Origin of the sequence: Hymenobacter crusticola (assembly GCF_002154225.1) — a bacterium.
Taxonomy (GTDB): domain Bacteria; phylum Bacteroidota; class Bacteroidia; order Cytophagales; family Hymenobacteraceae; genus Hymenobacter; species Hymenobacter crusticola.
On record NZ_MTSE01000019.1, the window covers coordinates 38,293 to 54,268 of the forward strand.

Below are 15,976 nucleotides of genomic sequence, written 5' to 3' on the forward strand. Positions count from 1 at the left end.
TATTTGACCACCAGAAGAACGGTGAATGAGTGGTAGTTAACTTACGCACCTAGCTCTCCGCTGAATAACTTTTCATTTTCTACGAGTACTCCTGCATGCAATCCTTCCTATCCCGAAAAGATATCGTCACGTTGTTGCTAATAGCCGCCGCTGCGCTGCATGGCTCCCTTGGCTTCGGCCAGCGGCAGCCAGCCGGGTTGCTAGCCGCGGACACTGCCCCCGTCCCAAAGGAAATTGAGGACCCTACGTGCATTGGCATCAATAAAGAGCCTAGCCACGCTACGCTGATGCCCTATGGCTCGCTGCCAGAAGCGCTGGCGGCCAGCCGCCACGCCTCTTCCTTCAGCCAGAGCTTGAACGGTAAATGGAAGTTCAACTGGGTGGACTGGCCCCAGAAACGGCCCGTGGACTTCTATAAGCCCTCGTACGACGTATCGGGGTGGCAGAATATCGACGTGCCCTCCAACTTCCAGGTGGCCGGGTACGGCACGCCCTACTACAGCAACTACACGTACATTTTCCAAAACGACTTTCCGCGGGTGATGAGCACTCCTTCGGTAAAGTACACCAACTACGAGGAGCGCAATCCGGTGGGCAGTTACCGCCGCACCTTCACCGTGCCGGCGGCGTGGGCTGGCCGCCGCACCTTTATTACGTTCGATGGGGTCGATGCGGGCTTCTTTCTCTGGGTAAACGGCCAAAAAGTCGGCTACAGCGTGAACAGCCGCAACGCGGCCGAATTTGACCTGACCAAATACCTGCAGCCCGGCGAGAACACCCTAGCCGTGGAAGTGTACCGCTTCACCAGCGGCAGCTACCTAGAAAACCAGGATATGTGGCGCCTGAGCGGCATCTTCCGCAACGTAACGCTCTGGAGCGCTCCGCAGGAGCACGTACGCGACTACTTCATCCAAACAGACCTAGACAAGCAATACCGCGATGCGGAGGTAACAGTGAAGGCCCGCGTGAAAAATTACGGCTCTACCGCTACCAAAGGCCGGGAGTTGAACGCAACGCTTTACAACGGCACTGCGCCGGTGGCTGGGGCGGTGGGCCGGCAGCGGGTGCCGGCCCTGCAACCGGGCCAGGAAGCCACGGTGCTGGTGCGCTTTCGGGTGCGCAATCCGCAGAAGTGGACGGCCGAAACGCCCACGCTCTACACCACCGTGCTGACCCTGCAGGAGGGCAACAGTACGGTGGAAACCCTTTCGTCGCGGACGGGTTTCCGAGAACTAGCCCTGCAGGGCCGCCTGTTCACCGTGAATGGAGTGCCAATTAAACTCAAGGGCGTAAATCGCCACGAGAACTGGCCCGACGACGGCCACGCCGTGACTGAGGCGCAGATGCTGGAGGACATCCGTCTGATCAAGCAGGCCAACTGTAACCACGTGCGCACCAGCCACTACTCCGACGACCCGCGCTGGTACGAGCTCTGCGACGAGTATGGCCTCTACCTCGTAGCCGAAGCCAACGTGGAGTGTCACGAGCGCCAAAACCAGTTCAACGACGTACCTAGCATCAAAGCGGCCATTGTGGACCGCAACGTGGCCAACGTAGAGAACTTCAAGAATCACCCGTCGGTGGTGATTTGGTCGCTGGGCAACGAGAACGGCACGGGCGGCACCAACTTCCGGGCAGCCTTGGCCGCGGTGAAGACCCTGGACCCTAGCCGCCCCACGCACTACGAGGGCTTCGGCATTGCCGATAAAAACCCGGCCGACATCGACAGCCGCATGTACACGGGCACGGCTGACCTAGAAAAGCACGCCCAGGACAACACCCTCACCAAGCCGTTTTACCTCTGCGAATATGCCCACGCCATGTTCAACTCCATGGGCTCGGTGGATATTTACAACGATCTGTTTGATAAATATCCCCAGCTGCTGGGCGGCGCCATTTGGGAGTGGCAGGACCAGGGCATCTACAACAAGCGGGACCCGCAGCACCCCATTACGGCCTTCGGGGGCGGCTTTGGGGAGTACCCCAACGACCACTACTTCATTCACAAGGGCGTCGTGTTTTCTGACCGCTCACTTAAGCCGCACTACCCGGAACTGAAGCACGCTTACCAGTGGCTGACCATCCGGCCGAAAAACGCCAAAAACGGCGTAATCACGATTAAAAATCGCTACCAGTTCCTGGATTTGAGCGGCCTGACGGCTCGCTGGGAGGTGAGCGAGGACGGGAAAGTAGTAGCCTCTGGCCCGCTGACGGTGGGCACCATCCGGCCGGGCGCGGAAAAGGACCTTACCATCCCCTACGCCGTGCAGCCCAAACCGGGTGCCGAGTACTTTATGCGCGTGTCGTTTGCGCTAGCCGCCGACCAACTTTGGGCCAAGAAAGGCTACGAGGTAGCCGCACAACAATTCGAACTGCCCATCGGCCGGCCGGCCGTAGCTGCCGCGCCCACCACAGCACCCCTGACCCTGACCGATGCACAGGGGAGCATCAATGTAAGCGGCAGCGGTTTTGCCCTCGATTTCGACAAGACCAAAGGAACCTTCTCTCGCATAGAAAAAGGTGGGGAAAACGTGCTACAGGAAAACGGCGGCCCCATGCTGCACCTATGGCGGGCCCCGCACCAGATAGACGACCTGTGGGCGTATGAAGGCTGGGAGAAAAAGGGGCTGAAAAACCTCACGTGGACAACGAGTAACGTGCAGGCTCGTCAGATTTCCCCTACCACGGTAGAAATCAGAGCCGACCTCACGGGCAAGGGCCGGCAGGACTTTGTGGTGCAGCATCAGGTGGTGTACACGGTTACGGGCGACGGCCTCATCGACGTGGCTAACCGCGTCACCTTCAGCGACCCTAGCCTAATTCTGGCACGAGTGGGCGTACGAATGTTTCTGGCGAAAGACTTCAACCAATTCGACTACCTAGGTCGGGGGCCCCTGGAAAACTACGCTGACCGCAAGAGCGGGTTCGACGTGGGACACTACGCTAGCAGCGTGGCCCAGCAGCTGACGCCCTACGAGAAACCCATGGAATGCGGCAACCACGAAGACGTGCGCTGGGCCACCCTGACCTCTGCCAAAGGCACCTGCTTCACCGTCCGCCAGGATACCGCGCGGCTGCAAGTCAGCGCCCTTCCCTACAGCGATGAGGAGTTGGAAAAGGTGGAGTACCAGATTGACCTGCCACCTAGCAAAGGCACCGTCGTGTGCGTGAGCGACAAAACGCTGGGCGTCGGCTCCAACGGCTGCGGGCCCCGGCCGCTGGAGCCCTACCAAGTAGCCGCCAAGCCGACATCCTTCCGCTACCAGCTTCAGCTTTCTGACAAGAAAAAGCAACTGCCCTAAAACTATTGATTTCGAGGCTTTTACAGTGCATGGGCAGCAAGAGGCAGCCCATGCCTAGGTACCCTGTTGCCTTGACTACGCCGCTTCCATCACCAGAAACGACGCAACGGTCGGCTGTTGAGTAGCCCAACAATCCAGTTTGCTTACATGACGAAACCTTTACCACCCTACCTATGGAAACCCACCCACAAGCTATCAGTCGTGCTCTTTCACGCTATTTAAAAACGGTTGCCCTTTTCCTATTAATGGCCGGCTCCACAGCGGTGCAGGGGCAGATAATAAACGCACGGGCTGATTCGGCAATTGCGGCGTTCAATCAAGCCTTTCTGCTGCGGCAAAACAACAACGTCTTCTACCGAAAGGCCCTAGACACCACCGAGCCCGACGGTACCTGGACGTTGGCGTTGGATATTTTCGGGATGCAGGATACTTACGAACGCAGAAACAGTGCGGCCGACAAAACCCTAATTAATGACCTCTGCACCTCCTTTCTCAAGCTGAATCCTCCTCCCTACGCCTGGGATGGCTGGAATGATGACCTTGCCTGGATGGGCCTCAACCTGGCTAGGAGCTACCAAATAACCGGCAACCGCAATTTCTTAACCCAGGCCGAGTATTGCTTCAATTTGGCGTACGACCGAGGCTGGAACACCACCTTTAACGGCGGCGGCATCTGGGAACAACAGCCGGACATGACGCCCGCCGACGGCACCGTCAGCAAGGAAGCATTAGCTAATAACCCCAACGGGAAGCTAGCATGCCTACTGTACGAAAGCACCGGCAATCCGACATACAAAGACAAAGCGGTTCAACTCTATAACTGGTCGAGAAGCCATCTGTTCAACCCGCTGAACGGGCAGGTATACACCGGAATTGATCGGGCCGATGTGGTGAACAAATCAACGGCGGTGTACAACCAAGGGTCGTTCATTGATCTTGCGGCACATTTGTATAAGATCACCGGTAATGCAACGCTGCTGCGCGACGCGCAGCTAGCCGCAAACTATGTCATTGAAAACATGACCACTAACGGTATTATCAGTAATTCGGCTGATTACCTGAACACCTGGGCCGACGAGTACGCTCGGGGGCTAGGTCACCTTTGCCAGTGGAATCCGCAGCTTTGGAGTATCTACTATCCTTTTCTCAAACGAAATGCGGACGCCGCGTGGAAAAATCGCAGAACAGATCTTAATCTGGCGTGGAATGGCTGGGCAGTTCCTACCCCCGTCACTTCCTCCGGCTGGCCCACCAAGTATGTAAGTACCGTGGCACTGCTACAGTACACTCCCGCCGTGCAACCACTGCCCGGAACGATTGAAGCCGAGAATTACAACTTTAGCAGCGGTACTTTCACCCGCGATGTTGCCGCTACGGGTACCACCCTAGGCGCGCTCGACAACGGGGATTGGCTGGAGTATATCGTCACAGTTCCAACCACGGGGCTCTACACCCTAGCCTTCACGCTGACTGGCTCATCCACGACCGGAACTTTGGAAGTTCAACAAAACAACGTCACCCTAGCCTCCCTTGCGCTTTCTACGGAAGTGAGTACTGCTGGTAAGATACAGGCCGCCGTAAAACTCAGCGCCGGTGTGCAATCCATCAAACTGCGGGCAGTTTCTGGGAGCTGGAGGATCGACAAGTTCAGCGCCCAGAACTGCAACCAAATAGTGCCTTTTGTGGTGGTGAATGCAAAGCCAGAGCAACAAACAGCTTCTGTAACTGCAAATTCCGGCGACAAAGTGCAGTTGAAACCCAAACCAGGCAACGGGACGTGGAGCTGGACCGGGCCCGACCATTTTTCTTCCGATTCGCGGGTCGTGACGCTCAACAAAATCCGTTATGCGCAAGGGGGTGCCTATACCGCAACATACACCAACAGTGAAGGTTGCGTGAGCGTGCAAGACTTCACCATCACCCTAAACGGATGCACCCCTACCCCCATCACAACTACGGTGCAAGTAAACCAAGCAGCCCCCGTACTGGCAGATTCGCTCGCCGTGCAAGCGGGCAGCTTCGTAGTACTAGCGGCCCAGCCGGAAGAAGGTAGCTGGACGTGGACGGGCCCGAACGGATTCACTTCCGACGCAAGAACTCTTTCTTTTTTGAATATCGCTTATAAGGAAGCAGGCACTTACACGGTCACTCATACCAATGCTTCAGGATGCGTCAGCACCAAGGCGTTCCGCCTGACATTGACCGGGGCAGATCCTTGTAGCTCGCCAATTGTTCCGTACCTAAACGTCAATAACCTAGCGTGGAAACAACAAGAATATGCTTCCTTAAATCTTGGCGATAGGGTCACCATTGGCCCGCACCCACTTGATGCCGGAACCTGGCGCTGGGCTGGTCCAAATAATTTCACCAGTACTGCCAGAGAATTTACCATTGAGAATTTTACGGCGGCGAAAGCAGGTATTTACACTGCTTCTTTCACCAATCCTTCCGGCTGTGTGAGCTCACAAAAATTTGTTATCGGATACAGCGGCAACTGCGCCCCAATTTCCCTTATTCCGACTCTTACCGTGAACGGTACTGCCACACAAAATACTTCCTCTATTGCAGTTCATTCCGGGGATGATATCGCCATTGCGTTTCCGACCGCTGCCGGTACGTGGCGCTGGACGGGCCCTAATGGCTTTACCTCGCAGGCATCGCAGGTTAACTTTGATAATATTCTGTTCTGGAAAAAAGGAAAATACGAGGTCAATTTTATTGATGCTAATGCCTGCATCAGTACGTATACCTTTGACCTTAACGTGCTAGGCAACGATTACTGCGGTGAACCCATTGTACCCTATTTTAATATCAATGATGGTTCTTGGCAAAGCGACACGTTGATTACGGTAACCGAAGGTGATAAACTCCAGATTGGTCCTCACCCAGTGAAAAATATGTGGATATGGACCGGTCCTAACGGGTTCGTTGCCAATACCAGGGAGATTCAAATCAGAGATACACGAGTCAATCAAGGAGGAGTGTATAAAGCTACTTATACGAATAACCTAGGTTGCTTGAGCTTCAAAAACTTCGTTATAACTGTAAATAAACGAAGCGCGAATAAAACAGAAGTATTATCAAACATCCCGCGTAAAAACCAGATATTTAATGTATACCCAAATCCCGCAACGAATGAAATATCACTAACAAATATTGCCGAAAACGAAGTGATAATAATACGTGACTTAGTTGGAAAAACCGTATTGCGCCCAGAGGTAAAAGCCACAGGTGGAGACAAAAAAATTGATATAAGCGCACTAAAACCTGGCATTTATTTTATAAACCTGAGCAATATAAACAGTCAAGCAACACTCAAGTTAATAAAAGAGTAATCAAAAAAGATTTGTTACTGAAAATGTTTAATAGCAGCACGTTTCAATTAATCATGTACTTAATATCTTTCCAATATAATTATGTTAAACACTATCATATTACATAGCTCAGCGTTGAATACTTAAACTCTAACAGAGGTAAACGAGAAAACGTCCGCTTGGTCGCCTTTGGCGATTAAGCGGACGTTAGCTTTTCAACCTGAATCGCTTCCATACCTGCTATGCTGTTTCACTGTGTTTGTTCTTCACGCCTATTAGGTCAAAGTCGTTTGTGCGGCCTCATTGAACGCCCAGCATTATACCCACCATTCTAGGCACAACCAACTTAGTGTACCTGACAGCGCAGGACATGCAGGACCTAGGTACTCTCTAATAAAATCGAGGAAGCCTCAACGCTTAGCAATTCTGCAAACTTAGCCCCTACCATGTTGCTCACGTAGGCCCGTCGGGTTCCAGGCGGCAGTATTTCAGCGAAAAAGGCTCCCCTGGTAAGCTCAGCAATATTAATGGGGGTAGGGGGGCTATGACGGAACACTGAATGCGGGCGCCAAGGGCCGCCAGCAGCAGGCCGGCAGCCGGGCAGTGAGCGACGGCGCTGGCATAAAGGCCCCCTAAACCGGTCTGGGTCAATCCCCCAGATTGGGTGATTTTGCCCGCGCCATTCGTTGGCCCTCGCCCGGAGCCGCTACATTTAGTACGCCGCCAACCTGTGCCCGCTAAAGTCAGGGAGTTGACGCTCCCCCTAAAAGACCTACAAGCAGGGCTCTACCTGCTGCGGTGTGGCGCGGCTACGGGCCGGTTGGTCGTCGAGTAAGCTAGGCCAGCAATGGTGCGCTTGGTATATAGCATTAAAAACAAGACGCTTCTGCCCGTGCTACATACTGCCTACAGGCGTGAAGCGGCTGTCAAGGAGCCTTCGCCTTTATCCTATCTAAATTCCTGGCCGGGTAAGGGCAGGCGGGACCGGCTCGCAAGGAGCACTCGAAAAAGGCGCTGGTGTTGCCTTGCGCTGGGGTGTTGTCGCGGTAGTTAGGGTAGCGTGGCCACCTAGGTTTTGTTTACTGTTCTCCGCCGGTAGCAACTTGTTAGTACTACTAAAACATTATGATTTTTACGTGCTGATTGTCAATATTTTATATAATGAAAGCTCCTGTGTTACGTGGAGACTAGAAAGCGTAGATTCGCCCCTGTTTTTTGCTTTAGCGCCCCACTTAAGTACGCTGCTAATCCAGTGTCGTGCTGCCAGTAGGGGCGTTTTTGCAGCCTATTCTCACGCTTACTATACCGCATGAAACAGTACTACGCTTCGCTACTTCTTACCAGTACACTCACCGGGTTTGCCCTGACGGCCCAGGCCCAATCGACTACCCTCACCGGCACCGTGCGAACGGCCGCCGGCGAAGCCTTGCCTGGCGCTACCATTGTGGTGAAGGGCACCTACCAAAGCACCACTAGCAACCGAGAAGGACAGTTCACGCTGCCCCTTTCTCGACAAACGAATTTTCCCTTGGTCGTCGCGGTGCAGTTTGTGGGCTTCGAAACCTACACCGATACGATTCGCCGCTTCAACCAGCCGGTGCAGGTGGTGCTGGCCCCGAGCTCGACGCTGATGAACGAGGTCGTCGTGTCGGCTTCGCGCGTGGAAGAACGTGCTTTACAGGCACCCGTGACCGTGGAGAAGCTCAATAGCCGGCAGCTAGCTAGTCTCACCGCGCCCGACCTCATCACCAACCTCGCCCGGCTGAAGGGCATCGACGTGACGACTTCGGGCTTGTTTATGGCCAGCGTCAGCACCCGCGGCTTCAACGGCACCACCTCCGAGCGGGTACTGCAACTCGTTGATTATATGGATACCCAATCGCCGAGCCTGAACCTGAACGCGGGCAATGCCCTTGGGCTGCCCGAAGTGGATATTGCCAGCGTGGAGGTGCTCTACGGACCTAGCTCGGCCTTGTACGGAGCGAATGCCTTCAACGGCGTGGTGCTGACTACCTCCAAGGACCCCTTCACCTACCAGGGCCTGAGTGTGCGCCTGCGCGGCGGCAACCGCGAATACGCCGATGGGCAGCTTCGCTACGCCCAGCGCCTCGGCAAGCGTTGGGCCGTCAAAATAGCCGGCAGCTTTGCCCGCGCCCAAGACTGGATTGCCACCAACGAAGCGGCCTTGTCAACGGCGTACGTACCCAACAACAACCCAGCCGGCTCGGGCCTCGGGTATGATGCCGTGAACCGCTACGGCGACGTGGGCAACACCTTCGGGGCGACGGGCGGGGCCCTGAACGGGCAAACCGTGTTTATGCCGGGCTGGAGCGAGCGGGAAATTATCGGCTCCGACTCGCCGGCCAAACTCTACCGCATCTTGCCCTCGGTGCACTTCTTGGTGACCGACAAGATCAAGGCCATGGTGGAGTTCAAGCGGGCAGAGGGCACCACCTCGTACCAGGCTACCAACCGCTACCGGTTGAAGAACTTTGCCACCAACCAGTACCGCGCCGAGCTCCGCAGCGACCGGTGGTTTGTGCGCGCCTACCAGACCCAGGACTTCGGCGCCGATTCCTACGACCTGCCGTTTACAGGCGCCTTTATGCAGACGGCCGTGGACCCGCGCAGTACCACCGGTCGCACCTACGCCCAGCAATACTTCGGGGCGTATGCCGTGGCCTACAATACCTTTCTAGCCCAAAACGCGGGTAATACGACGGGCGCCCAAGCGGCAGCGCGCGCTGCCGCGGCGCCGTTTCAGCTTGCGGCGGGTACGCCGGAGTTCAACAGCTTGCGCGAGCAGGTGCGCCGTAACCCTACCCTGGGGGTGGGCTCGCGCATCAACCCAAGCTCTTTCCTCACCGACGTGAGCGGGCAGTACGAGTTCCGGCCCGCTTTTGCCGACATCGTCGTGGGCGGAGCGTACCGCCAGTTTCGGCTGGGCTCCGATGGGCACCTGTTTGCCGACCAGGATGGCCCGCGTATCCGCAACGAAGAGTACGGCGGCTATGGCCAGATTGCCAAGACCTTGCTGCACGATAAGCTCAAGCTTACGGCCGCGGCCCGCCTCGACGGCAGCCAGAACTTCAAGGCGGTGTTTTCGCCCCGCGCCTCGGCGGTGTACTCGCTCGGCGCGCAGCAGCAACATAACTTCCGCGTGAGCTACAACCAAGCCTACCGCTCGCCCACCCAGCAGGGGCAGTATATCTACCTCGACCTAGGTCGGGCTCTGCTGCTGGGCAACATCAGCCAGGGCTTTGCGGGCTACTCTACGGCCGCCGCGGCCCAACTGGCCCGCATCCTAACTAGTCCGAACCCGGCCGAAGCCCTGAACGCGTACGCCGTCCGCTACGACCGGCTGCGGCCTGAACGCGTGGCCACGTTGGAAGGTGGCTACAAAGGGTTGCTACTGGAGAAGCTAGCCCTCGACGTTAACTACTATTACAGCCGCTATAACGATTTCATTGGCTCGGTGCGGTTGCTCGGCAATACAGACGGGTCGCGCCCATCCGTAACCCAAATTGGGGCCGAGGCCGTCACGCCGCAGCCCTTCCAAGACCGCAGCCGCACCACGCGGGTACTGCAAGTGCAAGCCAATGCCGCCCAGCAAGTAAAGACGATGGGAGGCCTCGTGGCGCTTACCTACTCCTTGGCGCCGGCCCTGCAGCTGACGGGAAATTACAACCTGAACGTGCTCGACACGGACAACCTGCCGGCCACGTTTCAGACGTACTACAATACGCCCAAGCACAAGTACAACCTCGGCGCTTCCGGCACCGCCTGGCGGGGCATCAACTACAGCGTCAACTACCGGTGGGCGCAGGGCCACTTGTTTGAATCTCCTTTTGCCGCCGGCCAGCTTAGCAGCTACTCCAGCCTCGATGTGCAAGCGGGCTATGCCCTGCCGAAGCTGTACTCCACCGTACAAGTGGGCGCCTCGAACCTAGCTAATGCCCGCAATATTCAGCTTTACGGCGGCCCGCAGATTGGCCGCCTGGTGTGGGCTGGGCTGTCCGTGGAAGTGAAGTAGCTGGTGGTCATTACCACAACGTCCAGGCTGGGGCCGCAATGTACATGTGGCCCAGCCTGGACGTTGTGAGGGTGGCGTTCTGTGGTTCGTACTTTTCTTTTGCTGAATAACCGGGCTTAGATCAAGAAAATACATAATCTGCTTCAGCATGGACCACCAGGAAATCTTAACTTTTATCGTCCAGGTAAATAGTAAGCTTTCTAAACCATTCTATTGAAAAGCAGCTACAGTTTCACCAAAAACAGGTTTGCCGTGCTGCCTATGAGAAGTAATTTGTTCAGGAAAAAGGAGTCCAATAATTTAATAGTTATAAGAAACGGTTTAAACCTTTTCAGCGCCCGCAAAGTTAATATACATTAATTAATGCGCATGTATTACCTTCGTTCCCGCAATGGATACCAAGTCACTCGTCAAATTAGCTAAGTCGCTGAGCGACCCTACTCGTCTCCGCTTATTGCAGGAAATTGCAAAAGGGGAAATCACGGTGTGTGCTGACTTGTTTCAACATGTGCCTATCAGCCAGCCTTCGATGTCTCAGCACCTTAAGGCCCTGGGAGATGCGGGCTTGATTGAGTCGCACAAAGAAGGCCGGAACATGTGCATGTCCATTAATACCGAAAAGTTGAAGGAGTTGGAAGACTTCCTCCAACTACTTAAACCAGTTACTGTTAAAGGTTAATCAATCCTTTTGCCCGTTGGCGGTATCGTCAACGGGTTTTTATTTTTTCAAAACATTATTGATTGCTTATGAATTTATGATTGGTACCTTTGCCAAAACTTAGTGGGAAGAGTACCTGCTGCCAGCAAAGCTCTTGTCTGGGCTTTTTTTTGCCTTAATACATTATCTCATGCTTATTAGATAATGTATTGACAGTACTCACCCGCTTCTAGCGCACACATCACTTTGCCTAATAGCCTCATCTGAGCCGCTTTTTACCCATGAAACTATCTTCTCTTTTAGCCAGCAGCGTGCTGTTGGCAGGCTGCGCGGAGCAGCAAGCCCCGCAACAGGCCATGACCCCCCCGGCCCTGCCGGTAGAGGCGGTGCATACCGGCACCGAAACCACGTACCAGGATTACCCAGCTTCCATTGAGGGCGTTGTCAACGTGGAGATTCGGCCGCAGGTGGCGGGGATGCTGGAGCGCATTCTGGTGGATGAGGGCGCGGCGGTGCGCAAAGGCCAACCGCTGTTTAAAATCAATGACGCGCCATTCCGCGAGCAGTTGAACAACGCCCTGGCGGCCCAGCAGGCGGCGGCCGGGTCCGTGGTTAGTGCCCAGGTAGAAGTCGACCGGTTTGCCCCGCTGGTGCAGAACAAGGTCGTTTCGGAGGTGCAACTGCAAACGGCGCAGGCGGCCCTGACCGTGGCCAAGGCCAACCTGCAGCGCGCCAAGGCAGCGGTCAGCAGCGCCCGTATTAATATGGGCTACACCACCATTACGGCCCCGGTGAGCGGCTACCTAGGGCGGCTGCAAACCAAGCAGGGCAGCCTAGTCGGCCCCACCGATGCCCAGGCCCTGACCCAACTTTCCGACGTGCACGAGGTGCACACTTACTTCTCGCTGGGCGAGGACGACTTTATCACCTTCCGCAAGCAGTACGCGGGGCAAACGCTGCAGGACAAGCTCACGCACCTGCCCCCGGTGGCACTGGTGCTGGCCGACCAAAGCACCTACCCTACTAAGGGTAAGGTGGACATGGTCGACGGGCAATTTGACAAGACGACGGGGGCCGTGACGCTGCGCGCCACTTTCCCCAATGCCAATGGGCTGCTGCGCTCGGGCAACACGGGCACTATCCGGCTGGCCCTGGCGCACCCCGATGTGCTGCTGGTGCCCACCGCCGCCACCGTGGAGTTGCAGGACCGGGTGTTCGTGTACGCGGTGGGCGACAGCAACCGCGTCAGCCGCCAGGCCATCACCATTCAGGGCAAGAGCGGCGCCAACTACCTAGTGAGCGAGGGCGTGAAAAATGGGGACCGTATCGTGCTGCAAGGCGTGGACCACTTGCAGGAAGGTCAAATCATTCAGCCTACCCAGGCGCCTAAAGCTAGCGCCGCCGCAACGGGCAAAGTGGCTACTGCTCAATCTGTTCTATAGCTAAGCTCTTTATCGCATGTTTAAGGTATTTATTGAACGGCCCGTGCTGGCCACCGTCATCTCCATCTTGCTGGTGATTTTGGGGGTGCTGGCCTTGTGGAAGCTGCCGCTCCAGCAGTTCCCCGACATTGCGCCCCCCGCGGTGCTGGTGACGGCTACTTACCCCGGGGCGAATGCCGAGACGCTGCTGCGCTCGGTGGCGCCCTCGCTGGAAGAGTCCATCAACGGCGTGGAGAACATGGTGTATATGAGCTCGACGGCCAGTAACGACGGCTCGCTGGCGATTACGGTGAGCTTCCGGCTGGGCACCGACCCCGACCAGGCCGCCGTGAACGTGCAAAACCGCGTGGCACAGGCCACCAGCCAGTTGCCCGCCGAGGTGGTGCAGCAGGGCGTGACGGTGGCCAAGCAGCAGAACAGCATGGTAGTTGTGCTCAACCTCTACTCCACTGATGCGCGGCAGTACGACCAAACCTTCCTGACCAACTACGCCCAAATCAACCTAGTGCCCGAGCTGAAACGCATTCCGGGCATCGGGTCGGCCACCCTGTTTGGGGGCAACCGCGCCTACTCCATGCGCATCTGGCTGAACCCGTCCCAGCTGGCCAGCTACAACCTCACGCCAGCCGAAGTGATGGCCGCCATCCAGGACAAAAACCTGGAGGCCGCCCCCGGCCGCCTAGGTGAAAGCAGCCAAGAAGCTTTTGAATACGTCATCAAGTATAAGGGCAAGCGCAGCCAGCCCGGCGACTACGAAAACATGATTATCCGGGCCAATGCCGACGGCTCGATGCTGCGCCTCAAGGACGTGGCGCGGGTGGAGTTTGGCGCGGCCACCTACAACGGCGATGTGCGCATTGGGGGCAAGCCGGGCATCAACATCGGCGTCTTTCAAACGGCTGGCTCGAATGCCAACGAGCTACAGATTGCCGTGGCCAAGGTGATGACGAAGCTGGAAAAGGGCCTACCCAAGGGGGTGAAGCAGCAGACGCTCTACACCACCAAAACGGCGCTGGATGCCAGTATCGAGCAAGTGGAGCACACGCTGGTGGAGGCCTTTATTCTGGTGTTCATCGTGGTGTTCATCTTCCTGCAGGATTTCCGCTCGACCTTGATTCCGGCTATTGCCGTGCCGGTGGCCATCGTGGGTACGTTCTTTTTTATGCAGCTGGTGGGCTTTTCTATTAATCTGCTCACGCTCTTTGCCCTGGTCTTGGCCATTGGCATCGTGGTCGATGACGCCATCGTGGTCGTGGAAGCCGTGCACAGCAAGCTGGAGGAAGGCGCCGAGTCGGTAAAAGCGGCCACCACGCAGGCCATGAGCGAGATTACCGGGGCCATTATTTCGATTACCCTGGTGATGGCCGCCGTGTTTCTGCCGGTCGGCTTAATGGACGGCTCGACGGGGGTGTTCTACCGCCAGTTTGCCTTTACGATGGCCATTGCCATTGTTATTTCGGCCGTTAACGCCTTGACGCTGAGCCCCGCCCTAGCGGCACTCTTTCTCAAGCACACTCCGCACGACCATGACGGGGAGCACGCGGCCTCTGCCGCGCCGAGCACGTTTAAAACCCGCTTTTTTGCCGGCTTTAACCGCAGCTTCGACCGGCTGACCACCCGGTACGTGGGTAGTATCAAGTTCTTAATCCGCCACAAGTGGGTGGGCCTGAGCGGCCTGGTGCTGGTGGCGGTGCTCACCGGCTGGCTGGCCAAGCGCACGCCCTCGGGCTTCATTCCTTCCGAAGACCAGGGCTTTGTGGCTATTTCGATGTCCTTGCCGGCCGGCGCGTCGCTCGACCGTACCAACCAGGTCGGCTTGCAGCTGGAGGAACAGCTGCGAACCATGCCGTCTGTCCAGGAAATCAACCTGTTGACTGGCTTTAGCATCCTGACCTCTTCGAACAGCGCCTCGGCGCTCACGGCGTTCGTCATTCTGAAGTCCATCCCGGAGCGGGGCAAGGTGCAGGACATCAACGCCGTCATGGCCATCATCCGCGAGAAGGCAGCCGCGACTATTAAGGGAGCTGATACGTTCGTGTTTACCACGCCTACCGTGCCGGGCTTCGGCAACGTGGAAGGCTTGGAAGTGGTGTTGCAAGACCGCACGGGCGGCGAGCTGCCCAAGCTCGGCCGGGTGGGCCAGGACTTTATCGGCGAGCTGCTGAAGCAGCCAGCTATCGGGGTGGCCTTCACCTCGTTCCGGGCCGACTACCCCCAGCTAGAGGCGGAAGTGGACGAGGTGAAAGCCGCCCAATTGGGCGTGGGCGTGCAGCGCGTGCTGCAAACCATGCAGGCGTATTTCGGCAGCGCCCAGGCCTCGGACTTCAACCGCTTTGGCAAATACTACCGCGTGGTGGTGCAGGCCGACAAGGCCAATCGTGCCGACCCCACGGCCCTGAACGGGGTGTTTGTGAAAAACGACCGGGGCGAGATGGTGCCCCTGCGCACGCTGGTGCGCCTCAGGCGGGTGTTCGGGCCGGAAACGGCCTCGCGCTACAACCTCTTCAACTCGCTCACCATAAACGCGGTGCCGAAGAAAGGCTATAGCTCCGGCGATGCCATTAAGGCCGTGGAACTGGTGGCCGAGAAGTACTTGCCCTCCGGCTACACCTACGAGTTTTCGGGCCTTACGCGCGAAGAAATCTCGTCGGGCAACCAGTCGACCATCGTGTTCCTGATGTGCCTGGTGTTCGTGTATTTCCTGCTGGCGGCCCAGTACGAGAGCTACATTCTGCCCTTTGCCGTGCTGCTGTCGCTGCCGGCGGGCATTGTGGGGGTATTCGCGGCCATTGGCTTTGCGGGTATCACCAACAACATCTACGTGCAGGTGGCCCTGATTATGCTTATCGGCCTGCTGGCCAAGAACGCCATCCTCATTGTAGAGTTTGCCTTGCAGCGCCGCCACGCGGGCGAGCCGCTGGTGCAGGCCGCGCTCAATGCCTCGGCTTCCCGCCTGCGTCCCATCTTGATGACGTCGCTGGCCTTCGTGGCCGGCATGCTGCCCATGATGCGGGCCCAGGGGCCTTCGGCGCAGGGCAACCATTCTATCAGCATCGGCGCGGCCGGGGGCATGCTCACGGGCGTCGTGCTCGGCCTGTTCCTGATTCCCTTGCTGTTCGTGATTTTTCAACGCCTGAACGAGCGCCTCAGCGGGACGCCCGGCCCCCAAGCACCTGCGGTTCCGGCCGAGCGGGAGCGGGTACCGGTCCACGCCACGGTTAGCTAAT

At 57.0% G+C, this 15,976-nt stretch carries 6 protein-coding genes; all 6 read left to right on the top strand.

All coding sequences use genetic code 11. The annotated features are described in order from the left end of the window. Window positions 1-95: 95 nt before the first annotated feature. The 6 genes from BXP70_RS22915 to BXP70_RS22940 all read left to right on the top strand — a co-directional run bounded on the left by BXP70_RS22915 (window position 96) and on the right by BXP70_RS22940 (window position 15,975). A complete protein-coding gene (locus BXP70_RS22915) occupies window positions 96-3,302 on the top strand; it encodes a glycoside hydrolase family 2 TIM barrel-domain containing protein (RefSeq protein WP_086596457.1) in 3,207 nt (1,068 codons plus the stop codon). A gap of 173 nt (window positions 3,303-3,475) precedes the next feature. After that, window positions 3,476-6,637: a glycoside hydrolase family 76 protein gene (locus tag BXP70_RS22920; RefSeq protein ID WP_086596458.1), complete on the top strand. Its 3,162-nt coding sequence runs from the start codon at window positions 3,476-3,478 to the stop codon at window positions 6,635-6,637. Between the two features lie 1,288 nt (window positions 6,638-7,925). Next, entirely contained in the window at window positions 7,926-10,649 is a 2,724-nt protein-coding gene (locus tag BXP70_RS22925; RefSeq protein WP_086596459.1) for a TonB-dependent receptor, read from the top strand. Window positions 10,650-11,040: 391 nt separating this feature from the next. Next, window positions 11,041-11,328: an ArsR/SmtB family transcription factor gene (locus BXP70_RS22930; RefSeq protein WP_086596460.1), complete on the top strand. Its 288-nt coding sequence runs from the start codon at window positions 11,041-11,043 to the stop codon at window positions 11,326-11,328. 260 nt (window positions 11,329-11,588) lie between these two features. Beyond that, a complete protein-coding gene (locus tag BXP70_RS22935) occupies window positions 11,589-12,749 on the top strand; it encodes an efflux RND transporter periplasmic adaptor subunit (protein ID WP_086596461.1) in 1,161 nt (386 codons plus the stop codon). 16 nt (window positions 12,750-12,765) lie between these two features. Further along, window positions 12,766-15,975 carry an efflux RND transporter permease subunit gene (locus BXP70_RS22940; protein WP_086596462.1) on the top strand — a complete coding sequence of 1,070 codons (3,210 nt, stop codon included), beginning with the start codon at window positions 12,766-12,768 and terminating at the stop codon, window positions 15,973-15,975. Window position 15,976: the final 1 nt, after the last annotated feature.

Excerpts from the sequence above, each read along its gene's own strand:
- BXP70_RS22915 (WP_086596457.1), top strand. The coding sequence starts at position 96 with ATGCAATCCTTCCTATCCCGAAAAGATATCGTCACGTTGTTGCTAATA.
- BXP70_RS22920 (WP_086596458.1), top strand. The coding sequence starts at position 3,476 with ATGGAAACCCACCCACAAGCTATCAGTCGTGCTCTTTCACGCTATTTA.
- BXP70_RS22925 (WP_086596459.1), top strand. The coding sequence starts at position 7,926 with ATGAAACAGTACTACGCTTCGCTACTTCTTACCAGTACACTCACCGGG.
- BXP70_RS22930 (WP_086596460.1), top strand. The coding sequence starts at position 11,041 with ATGGATACCAAGTCACTCGTCAAATTAGCTAAGTCGCTGAGCGACCCT.
- BXP70_RS22935 (WP_086596461.1), top strand. The coding sequence starts at position 11,589 with ATGAAACTATCTTCTCTTTTAGCCAGCAGCGTGCTGTTGGCAGGCTGC.
- BXP70_RS22940 (WP_086596462.1), top strand. The coding sequence starts at position 12,766 with ATGTTTAAGGTATTTATTGAACGGCCCGTGCTGGCCACCGTCATCTCC.